Origin of the sequence: Tistrella mobilis (genome assembly GCF_041468085.1) — a bacterium.
Taxonomy (GTDB): domain Bacteria; phylum Pseudomonadota; class Alphaproteobacteria; order Tistrellales; family Tistrellaceae; genus Tistrella; species Tistrella mobilis_A.
The window spans coordinates 3118916-3140690 of record NZ_CP121017.1; the positions used below are offsets into that span (position 1 = coordinate 3118916).

At 73.5% G+C, this 21775-nt stretch carries 3 protein-coding genes (1 of these 3 only partly in view); all 3 read left to right on the forward strand.

The features are described from left to right. Tightly spaced (each overlapping or abutting the next), the 3 genes in view from P7L68_RS19950 to P7L68_RS19960 form a layout consistent with a single transcriptional unit that may run on beyond the window. Entirely contained in the window at window positions 1-6336 is a 6336-nt protein-coding gene (locus tag P7L68_RS19950; RefSeq protein WP_372001020.1) for an amino acid adenylation domain-containing protein, read from the forward strand. Further along, entirely contained in the window at window positions 6333-11726 is a 5394-nt protein-coding gene (locus P7L68_RS19955) for an SDR family NAD(P)-dependent oxidoreductase (RefSeq protein WP_372001021.1), read from the forward strand. Before P7L68_RS19950 ends, P7L68_RS19955 begins: the two co-directional genes overlap by 4 nt. Next, window positions 11723-21775 carry the 5' portion of an amino acid adenylation domain-containing protein gene (locus tag P7L68_RS19960; protein ID WP_372001023.1) on the forward strand. It continues 5457 nt past the right edge of the window, so 10053 of the gene's 15510 nt are visible here — the first part of the coding sequence; it begins with the start codon at window positions 11723-11725; its stop codon lies beyond the right edge, outside the window. Before P7L68_RS19955 ends, P7L68_RS19960 begins: the two co-directional genes overlap by 4 nt.

The window sequence follows — 21775 nt, forward strand, 5'->3', positions numbered from 1 at the left end:
ATGACCGCGCAACATTTCGTCGCACATCAGAATATCTGGCTGGATGAGCGGCTGAATACCGGGCCGGGGTCATATCACATCGGTGGATATGTTGAACTCCGTGGTCCCCTCGATATCGATGTCTTCCGCACGGCATTGAAGGCGGTGGCGGTGGCGCATGCGGGCCTGCATATGCAGCCGGTGCCCGAAGGGGATGGCTTCCGCCTTCTCGTAAGACAAGACACTTTTCCATCACATGACATGGTCGACCTGTCGCAGGAGGGCAATCCTGTGGCAGTTGCGAACGCACAGATGGCAGCGGATTTCCGCCGGCCATTCCCGGCGGGCGCCCCCCTGTTCAGGTGGGGGTTGATACGCCTCGCCGCCGACCGCCATTTCTGGACCAAGACCTATCATCATCTGATCGTCGACGGCCACGCGATCTCCCGGATCGTGCAGGATGCCGCACATGCATACACCTCCCTGCTCGCCGGCCGCGAGCCCGGCCTTGCCGGCAGCAACCCGCTGGCGACCGGTGACCCGCTGGCCGGCGACGGCGTGTCGGCACGGCGCTACTGGTCGACGGTCCTGGCCGCGGCACCGGCGACGCTCAACCCGGTACCTCCCCTGCCTCCACCGGATCCGGAGGCCCCGGATCCGGCGGCTCCCGGGCGGCGGACCCGGATCAGGCTGGACCGCCGGATCTATGACGGCCTCGGGCGTCTGGCCTCAGGCGCCGGCGCCGGCCTGCCGCAGCTGCTTCTGGTGCTGGCCTCTGCCGCCCTGCTCCGCCGGGCAGGCCGGGAGGCCCTGGTCGCCGGCCTGCCGGTCGCCAACCGGCCCACCGCCGCCCACAAGGCAGCCGTGGGCCTGTTCGCCACCATGCAGCCCGCGATCGTGGCGATCGGCGCGGCCGACCGGCCGCTCGACGTCGCGGCCGCCCTGGCCCGCACCATGCGCAGCGCCTATCGCCATCGCAGCATCGCCTTCGCCGAACAGGCCGCGATGCTGGCAGCCGTGCGCGGCCGGGGCACGCCCGCCTTCGACATCACCCTGTCGTTCGAGCCGCATGACTACGACGCCCGCTTCGGCCCGGCAACGGCCACCGCCCATACCCTGTCCACCGGGCGCGAGCCGCATCCGCTGTCGGTCTTCGTGCGCGATTATCACGACGGCGCGGCCGTCACCATCGATCTGGACTGGCGCAGCGACGTGTTCGCCGCAGACGAGATCCCCCTGCTGATTGCGCGTTTCGAACATCTCTGCCGTCAGCTCCTGGACCAACCCGCAGCGCCGCTCGGCCAGCTCGACCGGCCGGACGCGGCAACCCTCGCCCGGCTGCGGGAGCTGGGCCGCGGTCGGCCGCCGCATGCGGGCGATCTTGCGCCCCTCACCGCGGCGATCGTCGCCCGGGCTGCCATGTCGCCCGCGGCATGCGCGGTGGTCGATGCCGCAACCGGCGACCATCTCGACTATGCCGGGCTCGTCGCCCGCGCCCGCCGCCGTGCGGCAGCGCTGCAAGAGGCCGGTGCCGGCCCTGAAACCGTCATCGCTCTCGCGCATGCCCCCGGGGTCGGGGGCGTGATCTCGCTGCTGGCCGTCTCGATGGCGGGTGCCGCCTGGCTGCCGCTGGATCCCGAGGACCCGCCCGTACGCCGCGCCGCCATTCTGGATCAGGCCCGCCCCCTGCTGGTGCTCGACGATGCATCGGCCGTCGGTCTCGATGCGGCCATGACGGCCGATGCCCGACCGGTCGCACGGCCGGTTCATCCCGAACAACTGGCCTATGTGCTGTTCACCTCGGGCTCGACCGGCACGCCCAAACCCGTCGCCGTGCCGCACCGGGCCCTGGCCATGCACATGGCCTGGATGGGCCGGCGCTATCCGCTTGGCCCCGGCGATGTCGTCCTGCAGAAGACCCCGGCCGGCTTCGATGCCTCGATCTGGGAGTTCTGGGCGCCCCTGATGGCGGGGGCGCGGCTGGTGCTGGCGCCGACCGGCAGCCATCGCGACCCCGAGACGATCGGGCGCCTTGCCGCAGATCATGGCGTCACCATCCTTCAGGCCACACCGACGCTGATCGATGCGCTGGCCGCGAGCGGCGCACTTGCCCGGGCCACGGGGCTGCGCCGGCTGTTCGCGGGCGGCGAGATCCTGAGATCCGCCACCATCGCCGCCGCCCGCGCCGCCTTGCCCGCCGATGCGGTGCTGATCAATCTCTACGGCCCCACCGAATGCTGCATCGACGCCTCGGCCGCGGACATTCCGGCAACGGCCGCCGGCCCGGCACCGCTGGGCGCCCCCGTCGACGGCGCCAGCCTGCAGGTGATCGATGCCGCGGGCGACCCGGTCGGCCCCGGTGTCGCCGGTGAACTCGCCATCGGCGGCCTGGCGGTCGGGCGCGGCTATCACGGCGATCCGGTGCGCACGGCCCTGGCCTTCCGGCCGGACCCGGAGGCGGCGTTCCCCGGTGCGCGGCGCTATCTGACCGGCGATCGCGTCCGCCGCACCGAGGCCGGCCAGCTGCTGCCGCTCGGCCGGATCGACGGCCAGCTCAAGCTCGGCGGCCGACGGATCGAGCCGGGGGAGATCGAAGCCGCGCTCATGGCCCATCCCGCCATCGCCCAGGCCGGCGTGGCCCTGCTGCCTGCAACCGACAGCGCCGCCCTCCGGCTCGGCGCGCTGATCGTGCTCCGTCCCGGTGCACCCGCTCCCCTGCCGGACGACCTGCGCCACCATCTGGCGGGCCGCCTGCCGGCCGTGCTCCACCCGGCGGTCATCACCGTCGCAGACCGGCTGCCGCTGTCGCGGTCCGGCAAGCTCGACCGCCGGGCACTCTGCCTGGCGATCGCCGCCGACGCACCCGCCATGCCCGCCCGTGCCCGTGTCGACGGCCCTCTCCAGGCCGAGATTGCCGCAATCTGGGCAGAGGTGCTCGATCTGCCGATGCCGGGTGCGGGGGACGACTTCTTCGCCCTCGGCGGCCATTCGCTGAAGGCCATGCAGGTGGCGACCCGCCTGCGTGCGGTGTTCGACGTCGGGATCGGCCTGGAAGAGCTGTTCGACAATCCCCGTCTGGCCGACCTCGCCACCCTCATCGCCGCCCGCCGCCGCAATGCGCCGCCGGCACCGGGTCCCGTGCTCGACATCCTGCCGGTGCCCGCCGGCACGCCCCGCCCGCTCTCCTTCGCCCAGGAGCGGATCTGGTTCCTGGCCCAGTGGCCCGACGGCGCGGTCGCCTACAATATGGCGATGGCCGTCCGCATCGACGGCCCGCTCGACGTGGCGGCCTTTGCCGCGGCCGCAGCCGTGCTGCCGGACCGCCATCCGATGCTCCGCACCTGCTTCACCGCGCCCGACGGCGTGCCGCTCCAGCGGATCGACCCTGCCGCCCGGCTGGTGCTGGCGACCCGCGATCTCGGCCATCTGGATCCCGCGGCACGCGATGCGGCGGTGGACGAGGCCGCCGCCCGCGACGCCGCCACGCCCTTCGACCTGACCTGCGCGCCCCCGCTGCGACTGACCCTGCTGCGACTGGACGACACCGCCCATGTCCTGCTGGTCAACCTGCACCACATCGCCGGCGACGGCTGGTCGGGCCAGATCGTGCTGGAAGAGCTGACCGCCCTTTACGCCGCCCGCATCGGCGTCGGTCCCGATCTTCCGCCCGCCCCGACGCTCACCTATGCCGATGTTGCGGACTGGCAGCGCCGGCGCCTGAACGATGCCGAGGCCCGCCGGCAGCTCGACCATTGGCGGGGCGTGCTGACCGACCCGCCGGTGCTCGACCTGCCGACCGACCGGCCGCGGCCGCCGGTGGTGTCGTCGGAGGGCAGCTGCCTGATCCGCGACCTGTCGGCCGGCCTGCTGGACGATCTCCGCCGGGTGGCGGCATCCGCCGGCTGTACGCCCTTCATGGCGATGACGGCCCTGTTCGGCCTGCTTCTCGGCCGCATGGCCGGTCAGGCCGAGGTCGTGATCGGCACGCCGGTGACCAACCGCCCGGACCGGCAGCTGGAGAATCTGGTCGGCTTCTTCACCAACACCCTGCCGCTGCGGCTCGACCTCAGGGGCGCCGACCTTCCCGCCCTGCTGGCCCGCACCCGCGCCACCTGCCTTGCCGCTTTCGACCATCCGGACCTGCCTTTCGAACGCCTGGTCGATGCCTTCGCCCCCGAACGCAGCCTGGCCCACACGCCGCTCTTTCAGGTGATGCTGGCCTGGCAGCTGGCCGGCGCCAGCCGGCTGGACCTGCCCGGGCTCACCGTCACCCGGCTTGCCCCGACATTCACCGCCGCCAAATTCGATCTGATGCTGTCGGTCGAAGACACCGGGCGGGCGATGTCCTGGCGCTTCGACTATCGGGCGGAACTCTTCGAGCCCGAGACGATCGCGCTGATCGCCGACCGCCTCGCCGCCCTGATCCAGGCCGCCGCCCGGCATCCGGAGGCGCGGCTCGCGACCCTGTTCGAGGCCCCCGCCTCACCGGCAGCCACGCAGCCCGCATCCGCGGCCACCATCGCCCCTGCCGGCGATATCACGGATGTCATCCTCGCGCGCCTCGACGCCGATCCCGACCGGATCGCGCTGGTCGATGCCGCCAGCGGCGCCAGCCTTACCGCTGCGGATCTGGCAGCCCGCGCCCGCCGCCGTGCAGCCGGGCTGATCGCAGCCGGCATCGGCCCCGATCGCATCGTCGCCCTCGCCCATCCGCGCGGGCCCGAGCTGGTGGTCTCGATGCTGGCGGTGGCGCTTGCCGGGGGTGCCTGGCTCGCCCTCGACGAGGATGAGCCAGAGGCCCGCCGGGCGCTGATTCTGGCCACCGCCGCCCCCGAACTGGTGCTGGACGACGACAGCGCCGCCCGGATCGACGCAGTCGCCGCGGCCGGCGATCCCCCCCTTCCGGCGGCCGCCCGCCATCCCGAACGGCTGGCCTATCTGCTGTTCACCTCGGGCTCCACCGGCACGCCCAAGCCGGTGGCGGTGCCGCATCGGGCGCTTGCCCGGCATATGGCCTGGATGAACCGCAGCTTCCCGCTGGATGGGACGGATGCCGTGCTCCAGAAGACGCCCACCGGCTTCGACGCCTCGGTCTGGGAGTTCCAGGCGCCGCTGATGACCGGCGCCCGGCTGGTGCTGGCACCGCCGGGCAGCCATCGGGCGCCCGAAACCCTGGGGCGGCTGCTCGAAACCCACGGCATCACCATCCTTCAGGCGACACCCACCCTGGTCGATGCGCTGGCGGCCACCGGCGCGCTCGCCCGCGGCCGGCAGCTGCGCCGGCTCTTTGCCGGCGGCGAGGCCCTCGGCACCTCCACCATCCGCGCCGCGCGCGCCGTGCTGCCGGCCGGCGCTCAGATCATCAACCTCTACGGCCCCACCGAATGCTGCATCGATGCCACCGCCTGGGTCGCAGACGGCCTGCCCGCGGCCGGCACCGCACCGCTGGGTGCGGCCATCGACGGCGTGCATCTGGCGGTGCTCGACCGCGACGGCCGTCCGGTTCCGCCGGGCCTGCCGGGTGAACTCGCCATCGGCGGAGAGACCGTCGGTCGCGGCTATCACGGCGATCCCGTGCGCACGGCACTCGCCTTCCGCCCCGACCCGGCGACGTCCCGCCCCGGCGCCCGGCGTTACCTCACCGGCGACCGGGTGCTGGTCGATGCCCGGGGCCGGCTGCGCTATCAGGGCCGGATCGATGCCCAGATGAAGCTGCGCGGCCAGCGGATCGAACCGGGCGAGATCGAGGCGGTGCTTTGTGAACATCCGGCCATCGCCCGCGCCGGGGTTACGGTGATGGCGGCAGAGGGCGCCGAAAGCCTCGTCGCCTGGCTGACCTGCCATCCGGGGGGCATGCTGCCCCCGGCGGATGCGCTCCGCCGCCATGTCGCCCGGCATCTGCCGATCCACATGATCCCGGCGCGGTTCGTCGCGACCGACAGCCTGCCGCTCACCGCGTCGGGCAAGCTCGACCGCCGGGCGCTGACCGCCCGGCCGCTGCCCGAGGCCGACCGGCCCGCCGGCGGCGATGCGCCGGCCAGCCCGATCGAAATCCTGATCGCGGACATCTGGGCCGGGGTGCTGGACCGGCCGGCCATCGCCCGCACCGACGACTTCTTCGCGCTCGGTGGCCATTCGCTCAAGGCGGTGCGCATGCTCGCCCGGCTGAACGAGGCGCTGCCGGTGGAGGTGCCGCTGCGCACCGTGTTCGAGAACCCGACCGTGGCGACGCTTGCCGCCGCCCTCGATGCCCTGACCGAAGCGGCACTGGCCGAGGATGACGACCTCGCCGCCCTGCTGGCCGAAATCGAGGCCCTTCCCGAAGCAGAGACCTTTCCGGATACCGCCGCCCAATGAGCACGCTCCCGCCCGACGCGCCTGCCGGCCGCAGCCTGCTTGAACGCATGGCCGCCCTCAGCCCCGCCCAGCGCGCGGCCCTGAAGCAGCGCATGGCGGCGGCGCGCGACGGTGCCCCTGCTGCGGTTGCCCCGGCCGACGCCCAGGGCAGGCTGCCGGAAACGGGGGAGCAGGCGCCGCTCTCTCCCGCCCAGGCCCGGTTCCTGTTCCTGACGAAGGACGATACCGGCGACATCCAGGCCATGTCGCTGATGCTGCGCATCGACGGCCCGCTCGATGCCGGTTGCCTGGCCCGGGCGGTCGGCGACGTGATCGCCGCCCAGGCGGCGCTGCGCTGCCGGGTCCTTGAAACCGGCCAGGGCCCGGTGCAGGAGGTGCTGCCCGCCCCGGCACCGGCAGAGGCGCTGCCCATGATCGATCTCGGCCCGGCGGATGACGCCGACGCCGCTCTGGTCACGGCCGGCCTTTCGCTGGGCCGGGAGGGCTTCGACCTTGCCACAGGCCCGCTTGCGCGCTTCCGCCTGTTCCGCTGCGCGCCGGATCTGCACGGTCTGGGGGTGGTGCTGCACCACATCGTGGCCGATGGCTGGTCGGCCGGGCTCTGCCTCGCCCTGATCCAGGACGCCTATGCCCGGCGCATGGCAGGCCAGCCGCCGGCACCGCCGCCCGCCCGATCGGCCTTCGACGAGGCGCGGCGTCTGGTCGGCCTGGCGGCCGGCGAGGCACATCTCCGCCGGCTCGACCGGCAGGTCGACCGTCTGGCCGGTGCCCCCCGGCGGCTGATGCTCGACGGCGGGCCGGGTGAACCCGGCCCCGCCCGGCATCTGCCCTTCCGGATCGAGGCACCGCAGGCGGCAGCCCTCGCCGGGTTGAGCCGCAGACTGCCCGGCGCCACGGTCTTCACCGCCCTGCTCGCCGCCTGGGGCGCGGTGCTCGGCCGCTTCACCGACCAGGGCGATACGACGATTGCGGTCGCCGTCGCCAACCGCCCCGATCCGGCGCTCGACCGGACCGTCGGCGAGTTTGCCGATCTGGTGGTGCTGCGCCTGCAGACCATGGACGACCCGATCATCGACGCCCTGCTCACCCGCACCCGGGATGCGGTGATCGATGCGCAGGCCCATGACGGCATCACGCTCGCACAGATCATGGAGGCGATCGACCGTCGCCATGGCGCCGTGGCCCGGCCGGCGATCGAGGCCGCCTTCAGCTTCCTGAATGTCCCGTCGCCGGCGGCCGAAGCGCAGGGCCTGCGTTTCCGGCCGCTGCCGCTGCCGGCCGGCCGGCTGGATTTCGCGCTCTATCTGACGGCACACGAGGATCCCGCCGGCGGCCTGACCGGCTCGCTCGGCTTCAGGCCCGATATCGTGCCGCCGGTGCTGGCCGCAGCCCTGGCCGACGCCTTTCTGCTGGCCGTAGACGCCATCGCGACGGATGGCAGCCTTCGGGTCTCGCGCCTGGCGCTCGCGACCGGGCCGGCCGTCGACGACCTGCCCACGGTCACCGGCCCCGATGGCCGCCTGCACCTGGCACCCGTGGGGCTGCCCGGCCGGCTGCTGCCCGGCCCCGATCGCGCACGGCGGCTCTCGGACGGTCGCCTGCGGCTGTTGCCGGGCATCGACGGGGCGCTCCGCCGCGGCACGGCCCGGGTCCATCCGGCCGCGGTGGAAGCTGCGCTGCGCCGGCTGCCCGGCGTGCTCGACGCAGCGGTCTGGACCCGCATCGGTACCGATCACGACGCCCGCCTGGTCGCGGCGGTTGCGACCGGCATTCCGTCGATCGATCCCGCCGGTTTCACGACCGGACTGCTGAACGCACTCCCGCCCCTGCTCCGTCCGGATGCCGTGCTGCCGGTCTACGCCATCCCGCGCGATGCCGGTGGCCGGCCCGATCGCGTGACCCTGGACCGGCTGGCGGTGCCCGGGGCACCGCAGCGCCTGGATCGGGCCGCTCTGGTCTGGGTGGAAGCCCCGGCCCCCGCCCTGCCGCGCCGGCCGCTCGACAGCCTGCCCGGCGCCGCCATGACGGCCGATGACGCGGGCTGGCTGGTGCCGGGCGACCCGCCGCCCCCGGCGCTGGCCGATGGCGGGCCGCTGGTTCTGCCGGCCGATGCCCCGCGCACGCTGGATGCCGCCCTGATCGCGACCGCCGCCCGCCATCCGGGGCGCGGCATTCTGCATGACGACGGCCGCGGCTCGCCGCGTTTTCAGGATTATGCCGGGCTGCTGGCGGCGGCCCGCCGGACGCTCGGCCGGCTGCAGGCGGAAGGCCTTCGCCCCGGCGACCGTGCGGTTCTGGTCTTCGCCGATCTTCCCCGCCATATCGAGGCGATCTGGGCCTGCATCCTGGGCGGCATCCGGCCGGTGACGGTCGCCGTGCCCCATGCGGCCGGCGATGCGGTCGCGGCCAAGCTTTCCGGCACCCATGCCCATCTGGGCGCACCGCCGGTGCTGACCGATGCCGCCACAGGCGACCATCTGGCCCGGATCCTGCCCGATGCCCGGATCCTGATCGCAGCCCCTGCCGCCGATACGCCTGACGGGGTGCCCCATCCGGCGGCCCCGGAGGATGTCGCCTTCATCCAGCTCTCCTCCGGCTCGACCGGCGTGCCCAAATGCATCCAGGTCACCCATGGCGGGGTGATCGCCCATGTCTTCGGCCAGGCCGCCGCCTGGGGGCACGGGCCCGACGACGTGGCGATGAACTGGCTGCCCTTCGACCATGTCGTGCCGATGCTGACCTGTCATCTGAAGGACACGGTGCTCGGCCGTCAGCAGATCCAGGCACCGACGGCCGCAGTTCTGGACCGGCCGCTGCTCTGGCTCGACCTGATCGAGCGCCACCGGGTGACGCTGGCCTGGGCGCCCAATTTCGCCTTCCGCCTGGTCGCCGACGCGCTGTCGCGTGAGACGGGCCGGCGGCGCGACCTGTCCTCGATCCGCTGGTTCATCAATGCGGGCGAACAGGTGACGGCACCGGTGGTCGCCGATGCGCTGGCGGCCATGGTACCGCACGGGCTGCGCCCGGGTGCCGTGCGCAATGAATTCGGCATGGCCGAACTCTGCACGGTGATGACCGGCGGGGTGGATTTCACCGACGACCATGCCTGCCGCCATGTCGCCGCCGGATCGCTCACCGGCCGGCTGCGTGCCGCCGCAGCGCCCGGCCCGGGCACGGTCAGCTTCGTCGATGCCGGAAGGCCGATCCCCGGGGTGACCATCCGCATCGCCGATCCGGATGGTGTCACCTGCCCGGAAGGCGTGATCGGCCGGCTTCAGGCACGGGGCGCCGTCACAACCCCCGGCTATATCGACAACGCCGCCGCCAATGGAGCGGCCTTCGCCGATGCCGGCTGGTTCGACACCGGCGATCTGGGCTTCATCGCCGGGGGCCGTCTGGTGCTGACCGGCCGGCTGAAAGAGATGATCGTCGTCCGCGGCGCCAATCACTACGCCCATGACATCGAAGACGAAGCCGGCCGGGCGGCCGGAGTCGCCGCCACCTTCGTCGCCGCCACCGCCGTCGACCGGCCGGATCTGGGCACCGAGGGGATCGCGGTCTTCTATGTCCCCGAGGCCTGCCTGGCCAAGACCGGGTCTGCCGATGATGCCGACCCGCGCCGCGCCGAGATCGCGGCGATCACCGCCCGCCTCACCCGCCGGCTCGGCATCGCGCCCTCGGTGGTGGTGCCGCTGGACCGGGCCGATTTCCCCAAGACCACCAGCGGCAAGATCCAGCGCACGGCGCTGCGTCGCCGGCTGGAAACCGGCGATTTCGATGCCCGGCTTCAGGCGCTCGGCCTTGCCCTCGGCCGCGATCAGGGGCCGGGCCTGCCCGACTGGTTCCTGGAGCCGGATGATGCCCCCGCACCGCCGCTCGCCGGACCGGCACGCCTCGGGCTGATCGAAGACCGCCTGCCGCGCGGCCTGGCGCTGGCCGATGCCATCGACCGGCGGCGCGCACTGCTGGCCCGGCTGGCCGGCCAGGATGCCGAGCTGGTCACCGTGGCACCCGCCGGCGATGTGACCGCCACCGCGGTGGATGCCTTCACCGCCGCCGCGGCCGAAGAACTGCCCGGCCTGCATCTGCGCCGGATCATCGCCGCCGACGGCACGCCCGAAGCGTTCGTCACCGACGAGATCGCCCGCGGCACCCTGCTGGTGGTGCACCTCACGGCCGGCGGCCGCACCCGGCCGGTGCTGCGCCCGGCGCGGCTCGCCCCCGACACCCCTGCCAAAGCTATCGCCCCAGGGCAGTCCTGGCTGGTCACCGGGGGCCATGGCGGGCTCGGCCGGGCGCTGATCCGCCATCTGCTCGATCGGGGCGTTGCCTCCGTCACCATCATTGGCCGGCGCATGGCGACGGTGGATGACCCGCGGGTGCAGGCCCTGTCGCTCGATCTTGCCGCCGCCGATGCCGGCGCGCGGCTTGCGGCCCTCGGCCGGTTCGACGGCATCGCCCATCTGGCCGGGCTCTATCGCGAGCGCCCGGCGGCCGAGGAAGATGGCGCGGCGGTGGCCGAGCTGGCGGCGCCCAAGACCGGGATGCTGCCGGCACTTGCCCGCCTGCTGCGGGATGACGGGCTGCTGATCGCCTTCTCCTCGGTCGTGGCCCATCTGCCGGCGGCCGGCACCGCGGCCTATGCCGCCGCCAATGCCGCCCTTGAAGCCGAGGCGGCCGCGCTGCGTCGCCCCGGCGGGCCACGCCTCGTCACCATCGCCTGGACCAATTGGGAAGGTCCCGGCATGGGGGCAGCGGTCACGGGCGCCGGCGGCCTCGCCCGCGGCCGTGGTCTGCTGCCGGTTTCCCCCGCCGAGGGTCTGGCCAGCCTGGATGTCGTGCTCGCCGCCGGCCTGACGCGCGCGGTGATCGGCGCCGATCGCCACCATCCGATGATCGCCGCCCGCTGCATCGACCCGGCGCTGCCCCCCGCCCGGGCCCGGGCGGTGCTGCTGGTGGCGGGTGACGACGCGGCACCGGCGGCGCTCCGCCGGGCCGAAGACATTTTCGGCACCCCGATCGGCCCCGGGCTGCGCCGTGTCGACCATCTGCCCGCCGGTGATGACGGCCTCAAAGCCCGCGCCGCCGGCGACGACACGGCCCTGGCCGTGGCCCCGCGCACGCCGACCGAAACCGCGCTCGCCGATATCTGGTCGGCGCTGCTGCCCGCACCGGTCGCCGGCATCGATGCCGATTTCTTCGCCGCCGGCGGCCACAGCCTGCTGGCCGCCCGGATCGTCACCCGGATCAACGACCATTTCGGCCTGCACCTCACCCCGGCCGCGCTGTTCGACGCCCCGACCATCCGGGCGCTGGCGGCGCATGTCGACGGCGTTGCGGCGCCGGACCCGGCCGGGGCCGACGAGGATTTCGAGGAGGGCGCCCTGTGACCGCCACCGACCTGCTCGCCCGCGTCGCCGGCGCCGGCATCCAGCTCTGGTCCGAGAATGGCGAGCTGCGTTTCCGGGCGCCGAAGGGTGCGCTGACCCCGGAACTGCGCGCCGAGATCGGGGCGCGGCGGGCTGAACTGATCGCGCTTCTGGCCGAAGCCGCCACCATCGCCGCTGCGGATGACCGCGAGCCGCCTCTGCCCTTCCGGCCGGAACTCGACGACGAAATTCCGCTGGCCCCCGGCCAGGCCCGCTGGTGGTTCCTCGACCGGCTGGGCGCCGATCCGCAGGCAGCGCTGATCACGGCCGCGCTCGACATCTCGGGTCCCCTCGACATCGACCGTCTGGCCGGCGCCTTCGCAGAGATCACCCGCCGCCATCAGCCGCTCCGGACGCGGATCCTCGATCATCAGGGCACGCCACGTGCCGTGCTCCGGCCGGTGCCCGCCCCCTGGCCGCTGCCGGTGATCCCTGCGGCCGACAGCATCGCAGCCGACCGGATCGCCCGCGAGGTCGCCAATCGGCCGATCGATCTTGAAACCGGGCTCAACCTCCGCACCGTGCTGATCCGCCAGGCACCGGACCATCACCGGCTGGTGGTGGTTCTGCATCATGCCGCCGCCGATGGCTGGTCGCTGGGCGTGCTGCTCGACGATCTGCGCATTCTGTATGACGGCGGCACGCTGCCGCCGCTCCGCCGCAGCTATGCCGAGGTGATGCAGGAACAGGCGCGGATCAGCACCGCCGATCTCGATTTCTGGCGCCGGACGCTCGCCGATCTGCCGCCGGCGTCGGACCTTCCCCTGCCCGGCCGCCCGGAAACGGCCGGGGGCGACCCGGTGCTCCGCCGATCGCTCGATGCCGCGACCGCCGGCCGGCTGGATGCCCTGGCCCGCGGGCTCGGCGTCACCTCCTTCATCATCCTGACCGCCGCCGCGCAGATCCTGATCGGCCGGCTGTCGGGCAGCCGGGACTTCGCCCTCGGCACCCCGGTCGCCAACCGGCCCGATGCCGATGCCGAGGCGCTGATCGGCTTCGTCACCAACACGCTGGTGCTGCGCTCGGCCCTCGGCCGCACGCAGACGGTGCGCGAACTGCTCACGGCCATTCGCGGCGACACCCGCGACGCACTCGCCCATCAATCCCTTCCCTTCGACCGGCTGGTCGATGCGCTTGGCCTGCCCCGCACCGGCACCGGCAACCCGCTCTTCCGGGTGCTGGTCGCAGCCGGTGCCGCCGACCTGCCGGCGCCGGTGCTGGGCGGGCTCGACGTCTCCATCCTGCCCGCCCCGGCCACCAGCAGCCGGCTCGACCTTGAAATCCACGGCCATGCAGGGCCGGAGGGCTTCGAGCTCGCCATCACCTTCGATCCCACCCGCATCGGCCGCACGGCCGCCGCCGACATGCTGGACCGGCTGGCCCTGATCCTGACCGGCATGGCCTCTGCCCCCGATGCCGCCTGGGCCGGGCTGCCGATCCTGACCCGGGCCGAGGCCGCCCGGATCGATGTGGCGGCGCGCGGAGCCGCGATCCGCCACCCGCGGGTGCTGGACGAAATCCTGGCCCGCGCGGCGGAAGCCCCTGCGGCACCAGCGCTGATCGACGGCCATGGCTGCCTCGATCGCCGCAACCTGGTCGGCCGGGCCGCCGCCCTGGCCGCCCGGCTGGGCGGCGCGGTCAAGGGTGCGCCGGTGGGGTTGATGCTCAACCGCGGTCAGGCCCATGGCATCGGCCTGCTGGGCAGCTGGCTTGCCGGTGCAGGGGCCATGCCGCTCGATCCCGATCTGCCGGATGCCCGGCTCGCGACCATGATCGCCGTTGCGGAACCGGCCGCGATCGTCGCCGATGCGACAGAGATCGACCGGCTGCGCCGGCTGACCGACCGCCCCGTGCTCACCCTTCCGGATGCGGCTGCCGAAGCCCGGCCGGTTGCGACCAGCCCCGACGACCTCGCCTATCTGCTCTTCACCTCGGGCTCGACCGGCACGCCCAAGGGCGTGCGGGTCGCCTGGCGCACCCTCGACCAGCTGATCGGCTGGCACCGTGCCCGCCACCCCGTGCCCGCCCGCACGCTGGGCTTCGCGCCACTCGGCTTCGACGTCTCGATGCAGGAAGCGGCCCTCGCCTGGGCCGAAGGCGGCACGCTGATCACCGCCGACGAGGCTACCCGCCGCGATCCGGCCGCGCTTGCCGCCTTCATCTCGCGCCACGACATCGCCCGGCTGTTCCTGCCGGTGGTGATGCTCCACGCGCTGGCCGACCATCTGGCGGCCCATCCCGATCAGACCCCTGCTTCGGTCCGGCTGATTGCAACCGCAGGCGAACAGCTGCGCATCACCGGCCCGGTGCGGGACTGGTGCCGGCGGCAGCCCTTCGCCATCGACAATCAATACGGCCCGACCGAAACCCATGTCGTCGCCGCCGAACTGCTGCCGGCATCCGGCGTCGACCACTGGCCCGACCGCCCGGCCATCGGCCGGCCGGTGGATGGTGCCGCGCTTTTCGTCACCGACCCGGCCGGCCAGATCCTGCCCGACGAGGTGGCGGGCGAGCTGCTGATCGGCGGCATGGCCCCGGCACTCGGCTATGCCGGCGATCCCGCCCGCACGGCAGAACGCTTCGTCACCGGCCCCGACGGCCAGCGCGCCTATCGCACCGGCGACCGGGTGCTGCGCCATGGCGATGGCCGGCTCAGCTATCTGGGCCGGGCCGACGATCAGGTGAAGATCCGCGGCTTCCGGGTCGAGCCGGGAGAGATCGAGGCAGTTCTCGGCAGCCATCCGGACGTCGCCCAGGCGCTGGTCGTGGTCCGGATGATCGCCGGCCAGGCGACGCTGGTCGCCCATGTCGAGCCGCGCGCGCTGCCCGCCGACGAAACCGGTTTCGCCCGGGCGCTGGCCGATCATCTCCGCGCCCGTCTGCCCGAGCCGATGGTGCCGGCACGCTGGGTGATCAGCCCTGCCCTGCCGCGCTCCGCCAATGGCAAGCTGGATCGCCGCGCCCTGCCGGCCGTCGAGGGCCTGCCCCTGGCATCCGTCGATGCCGGGCCGCCCGCCACCGATACCGAACGGACGCTGGCGGCGATCTGGGCGGAAATTCTGGGTCTGCCGGTCGACGGCATCTCGCGCGGGGACGATTTCTTCGCCCTGGGCGGCCATTCCCTGCGCGCCACCCAGCTGATCGCCCGGATCGGCCGCGATCTGGGGCTTGAGCCCGGCGTCGCCCGGGTCTTCGAGACCCCGCGCCTTGCGGATCTTGCTGCCGCCCTCGACGCCCTGTCGCTGGCGACCCCGGCCGCCCCGGTCGCCCCGATCCCGCGCCGGGCGGATGACGACGACCTGCCGCTCTCCTTCGCGCAGGAGCGGCTGTGGTTCATCGACCAGCTGAGCCCGGCACGCGGCGCCTATAACATGCCGGCCGCCCTGCGCCTGACCGGCCGGCTCGACCCCGATGCCCTGGCGCGCGCCTTCGCTGCGATCTGCCGCCGCCATGCCGTGCTGCGCACCGCGATGATCGAGCGCGACGGCCGGCCGGTGCAGCGGATCCACCCCGCCCCCGAGACCTGGTCGCTGCCGGTCGAAGACCTCTCGGGCCTCGCCGATCCCGAGGCCGAGGTGCTCGCCCGCGCGGTCGAGGATGCCGAGACGCCCTTCGATCTTACCCGGCCGCTCAAGATCCGCACCCGCCTGCTGCGCCTGGGCGCAACCACCCATGTCCTGCTCGCCACCCTGCATCACATCGCCTCCGACGGCTGGTCGATCGGGGTGATGGTGCGCGAGCTGGGCGCATTCTACGCCGCCTTCGCCGCCGGCCAGCCCGATCCGCTGCCGCCGCTCGCGGTCGACTATGCCGATGTGGCACTCTGGCAGCGCGCCCGGCTGTCGGGGGCCGAGCGCGACCGGCTGCTCGACCACTGGCGGGGCGTGCTCGACGGCTTCACCGCGCCCGAACCGGTCTTCGACCGGCCGCGGCCGGCGGTGCAGAGCTATCAGGGCGCGCTCACCCGCCGGCCGCTGCCGGCAGCGCTTGCCCGCCATGTCGACGAGACGGCCCGCCGCCACAAGGCGACCCCCTTCGTGGTGCTGCTCGCAGCCTTCCAGCTGCTGATCGGCCGGATCTCGGGCACCACCGACGTCGCCGTCGGCTCGCCCATCGCCAACCGCACCCATCCCGATACCGAGGCGCTGATCGGCTTCTTCGTCAACGCCCTGGTGCTGCGCAGCCGCTTCAACGACGATCCGGACTTCGCCGCCTTCACCGACCGGGTGCGCCAGGTGGTGCTCGACGCCCAGGACCATCAGGACCTGCCCTTCGAAGTGCTGGTCGAGGCGCTGGAGCCCGACCGGGCTCTGGACCGTAACCCCCTGTTCCAGATCGCCTTTGCGGTCCAGAACGCCGAGCTGCCGCCGCTCGCCCTCGACGGGCTCGACATCCAGCCGGTCGAGCGCGAGGTCACCCGCACCCGCTTCGATCTGGAACTCCATGTCTGGCCGTCGGAGACCGGCTACGACCTGGTCGCCTATTACGCCACCGATCTCTTCGACGCGGCCACCATCGACCGGCTGCTCGGCCGCTATGAAACCCTGCTCGCCGCGGCGCTGGCCCGGCCCGAGGCCCCCGTCTCCACCCTGCCGGTCGCGACGGCGGATGAAGAAGCCGCCATCGCCGCACTCCGTGCCGGCCCGCCGGCCGCGGCCTTCCGTCCCGTCACCGCCGAAATTGCCGACCGGGCGGCCGAAGCCCCCGATGCGCCGGCGATCCTGCACCAGGGCGCGCCCCTGTCACGCACCGATCTGGACCAGGCAGCCACCCGCCTCGCCCGGCGGCTGATCGCGGCCGGCATCGGACCCGAAGACCGGGTCGGCCTGCTCTTCGACCGCTCGCCCGCTTTCGTGATCGCGGCGCTGGCGGTGCTGCGCGCGGGTGCCGCCTATGTGCCGATGGTGACCGACTATCCGGATGAACGCATCCGCTGGCAGATCGCCGATGCCGGCATGCGCGCGGTGCTGGCCGCCGCCGATCAGGCACCCCGCATCGGGCAGGCACCCCGCATCGGGGATGCCGTGCCCGTGCTGGTGCCGGACGACGATACAGGTGACGGCGATGCCGCAGCCCGGCTGCCCGATCCGGCAGACATCGACGCCGACCGCCTCGCCTATGTGGTCTATACCTCGGGCTCCACCGGCCGGCCGAAGGGCGTGGCGGTCACCCATGGCGGCCTCGCCAATCTGGTCGCCTGGCACCGGCGTGTCTATGCCCCCGACCAGACGACCCGCATGGCCCAGGTGGCCGGCCTCGCCTTCGATGCGGCGGGCTGGGAAATCTGGCCGGCACTCGCCGCCGGGGCCGGGCTGGTGCTGCCGCGGCCCGAAGCCGGCCGCGACCCCGATCTGCTGCTGGCCGATTTCGTCACCCATGGCGTAACCCAGGCCTTCGTACCGACACCGCTTGCAGCCCCGCTGCTCTCGCGCCCGCGTCCTCAGGGCTTGAAACTCGATCTGCTGCTGACCGGCGGCGAGCGGCTGGCGACGGCGCCGGACATGCCCGGCGTGCGACTGATCAACCATTACGGCCCGACCGAGACCGCCGTGGTCGCGACCGCCGGCCCGGTCGATCCGGCAGAGATCGCCGCCGGCCGGGCACCCGCCATCGGCAGGCCGATCGACGGCTTCACCGCCCATGTGCTCGACCGCCGGATGCGCCCGGTGCCCCTGGGCGTGGCGGGCGAACTCTGGCTGGGCGGCCCCGGCCTCGCCCGCGGCTATCTGGGCCGGGCGGAGCTGACCGCCACGGCCTTCATGCCCGACCCGTTTTCCGCCACCCCCGGCGCCCGGCTCTATCGCACCGGCGATCTGGTGGTGCGGCGGCCCGACGGATCGCTCGATTTCCGCGGCCGCGCCGACGCCCAGGTGAAGCTCCGCGGCCACCGGATCGAGCCGGGGGAGATCGAGGCGGCGCTGCGCGACGATCCGGCGGTCGCCGAGGCCGCCGTGCTGCTGGCGCCGGCGGGCGATGGCCAGGCCGCTGCCCGGCTGGTCGCCTTCGTGGTGGCCGACACCGCCGCCGACGAGGCCGACCGTGCCGCCCGCGAGGCCGAGCGGGCCGAAGACTGGCGCCGGCTTTATGCCGATACCTATGGCGCGCTGGACGGCGACCCGGTCTTCCGCATCGCCGGCTGGACCAGCAGCTATGACCGCAGCCCGATCCCGGCGCCCGAGATGGCGGCCTGGCGCGATGCCACCGTCACCGCCATCGACCGGCTAGGCGGAGAGACGGTCTGGGAAATCGGCTGCGGCAGCGGCCTGCTGCTCTGGAAGCTGGCGCCGCGCCGCCGCCGCTACCATGCCACCGACTTCTCCGCCGAGGCGATCGCGCATCTGAAGACAGATCTGGCCCGGAGCGGCATCGATCATGTCACGCTGGAACGCCGCGCCGCCGACGACATGGCCGACCGGCCGGCGGGCCCCTGGGACGTGATCGTCATCAATTCGGTCATCCAGTATTTCCCCGGCGAAGACTATCTTCTGCGGGTGCTGCGCGGCGCGCTGGAAGCCATCGCCCCTGAGGGCGCGCTCTTTGCGGGCGACATCCGCGCCGCCCATGTCGAGCGCGGTTTCCAGACCTCGATCGCCCTGCATCAGGCCCCCGCCGCCACCCCGGCGGAGGCGCTCGCCGCCCGCATCGCCGATGCGCTGGCCGCAGAGAAGGAACTGCTGATCGATCCCGCCTGGTTCCTGACCCGCGCCGCGGCACTGCCCGGTGTGGCGGGGGTCGACATCCGGCTGAAGCGCGGCCGCGACCGCAACGAGATGACCCGCTTCCGCTATGACGTCACCCTGTTCAAGGGCCCGGCCCGGGCACCCCTGCTGCCCGACCGGCGGATCGCCTGGGCCGACGGCCCCGACATCGCCGCGCTCTGCGCCCGGGTGGCGGCAGAGGGTGGCCGGATCGAGATCCTGGACCTGCCCAATGCCCGCACTGCCGCCGACATGGCGGCGGCCGACCGGCTGGACGGCCGCCATGCCACCGCGGGCGACATCGCCGCGGCCGCAGCCGAAGCGGCGCGGGATGCCGTGGATCCCGAAACCCTCTGGTCGATCGCCGATCAGGCCGGCGTCGCCCTGCGCATCACCTGGGCCGAAGATCCGGCCCTCATGCATGTGCTGATCGAACCCGCGACCGCGGCGGCGGATCCGCGCCCGCCGCTCTGGGCGCCCTGGCGGTCGATGCCGGCGCGGCCCCCGATCAACGACCCGCTGGCCGCCGGTGCCGACCGGCGCATGATCCGCCGGCTGCGCGACCATCTGCGCCGCCGCCTGCCCGACGCCCTGGTGCCGGCCGAGATCCGCCTGGTCGAGCGCCTGCCGCTCACCCCCAACGGCAAGCTGGACCGGGCCGGGCTGCTTGCGCGGCTCACCGCCCCGCGCGCCGCGGCTCCCGAAGCCGCCGCCGCCCCGGCCGGCGCCACCGAGGCGACCCTCGCCCGGATCTGGTGCGAGGTTCTGGGCATTCCCACCATTGGCCGGACGGACAATTTCTTCGAGGCCGGCGGCGATTCGATCCTGTCGATCCAGGTCGCCTCCCGCGCCCGCCGGGCCGGGCTGCCGCTGGCCGTCCGCGACCTCTTCGCCCATCAGACCCTGGCGGAGCTGGCGGCGGCGCTGGATGCCCGTGCCGAAACCGATGCCGGCCGCGACGCCTGTCTGCCGGTCGATGGCGCCGTGCCGCTCACGCCCGTTCAGGCCTGGTTCCTGGACCGGGAGCCCGTCGATCCGCATCATTTCAATCAGGCGATCCTGCTGACCCTGCCGCCCCGGATCGAGGACGCGGCACTCCGCGCCGCCGTGCTGGCCCTGGCCGGCCGCCACGACGCGCTGCGCCTGCGCTTCACCCCCGATGGCAGCGGCCGGATGATCCAGCAGGCGGGTCCGGTGGATGGTGCCACCCGGTTCGACAGCATCGATGCCCGCTTCGACGACCGGGCCGCCCATGCCGCCCGGGTGCAGGCAGGGCTGGATCTCGCCCGCGGCCCGCTGCTCAGGGTGGTGCGCTACCGGACCGGCGCCGATGCCGACCGCCTGCTGATCGTCGCCCATCACCTGGTGATCGACGCGGTGTCGTGGCGGCTGCTGCTCGACGAGCTGCGCGAGCTGCTGGCGGGCAGCGCCGCGGATCCGACACCGGCCCCATCCTTCACACCCGCCCCATCCTTCACCCGCTGGGCGGCGGCACTTGCCGATCGTGCCGCCCGCGGCGCCTTCGACGACGAGATCCCGCACTGGCAGATGGTCGCCCGGGCCGCCGTCCAGGCCGCCCCCCTGAAGGTCGATGACGCGGCCGCGCCCGATCTGGTGGCGCATGCCCGCGCCACCCATCGCGCGCTCGACGAGACCCGGACCGATCAGCTGCTGCGTGCCGCCAACCGGGCCCTGCGCACCGAGGCGGCCGAGATCATCACCGCCGCCGTCGTCCGCGCGCTCGCCCGTCTGACGGCCACCGCCCCCGGCCCGGTCACCCTGCTGATCGACCGCGAAGGCCATGGCCGCGAGGATCTGGTCCCGGGGCTCGATCCCGCCCGGATCACCGGCTGGTTCACCGCCATCCACCCGGTGGCGCTGATCGCCGATCCGGCCGAACCGCCCCGGACGAGCCTTGCCCGGATCAAGGACGCGCTCCGCGCCGTGCCGCGCCGGGGCGCCGGCTTCGGCCCGCTCATCCGCGCCGGACGGATCGAGACCCCGCCACCGGCACCCGAAATCGCCTTCAACTATCTGGGCCAGGTGGATGCCGCACTGGATGGCGGCGGCCTGCTCGCCGCAGCACCAGAACCGGTCGGGCCGCTGCAGAGCCCGGCGGCGCACCGGCTCCACGCGCTCACCATCGGCGCCGCGGTGATGTCGGGCCGGCTCCGGGTCGAGATCACCTGGCCCGGCGCCCGGATCACGGCTGCGCGCATGGAGCGCCTGGCCGACGATGTGGCGACGGAACTGGCGAACCTGGTCGATGCCTGCATGGCAGCCGATGCCGCCGGGCTGACGCCCTCGGACCTGCCGCTCGCCGGTCTGGACCAGCCGGGCATCGACGCCCTGCTCGCCCGGTTGCCGATCCCGGCGGATGCGGTCGAAACCGCCTGGCCGGCAACAGCGCTTCAGCACGGCCTGCTGCTGCAGGGCGCGCGCGGCCCGGCCGAGGGGGTGGCGCTCTATGTCGAACAATTCGCCTTCCGCCTGCGCCCGCCGGTCGACACGGAAGCACTTGTCCAGGCCTGGGATCTGGTCACCGCCCGCCATCAGGCCCTGCGCACACTGATCCTGCACGAGGGGCTGGAGAGGCCGCTGGTGGTGGTCGCGCGCCATCACAAGCCCGAGGTCTCAACCCACGACCATCGGGCGCTTGCACCGGCCGATGCCGAAGCCGCGCTCGATGCCGCACTTGCCCGCGACCGTGCCACCCGCTTCGATGCCGCCCGCGCCTGCCCCTGGCGCCTGGCCCTGCACCTTCTGCCCGACACCGACACCGGCCCGGGTGAGATCATGCTGGTCTGGAGCTTCCACCACGCCCTGCTCGACGGCTGGTCGACCTTCCGGGTGCTGGAAGAGGTGCTGGCCGCCTATGCCGCGCTCAGCCGCGGCGCCGTGCCGGAGCTGGCGCCGGCAGCCCCGCTCGCCCGCTTCGCCGCCTGGCTCGCCGCGCGCGATCCGCTGGCCGAAGAGACCTATTGGCGCGCGGCCCTCGACACCCTGCCCGAACCGCAGCCGCTGCCCGCGGCCCGCCCCGGCGGCACGCCGACGGCCGGGCGCCGCCACGTCACCGGCCGCCTGGCCGCCCCGGCGGCGGCACGGATCGTAGAGGCCGCCCGGCTGCTGAAGGTGACCCCGGCCACCATCGCCCAGGCCGCCTGGGCGATGGTGCTCGCCCGCCATGGCGACCGCGACGATGTGGTCTTCGGCACCACGGTTTCGGGCCGGCCCGAAGCGGTGGCAGAGGTCGAACGCATGGTGGGGCTGTTCATCAACACCGTTGCCGTGCGGGTCCGGATCGACCCTGCC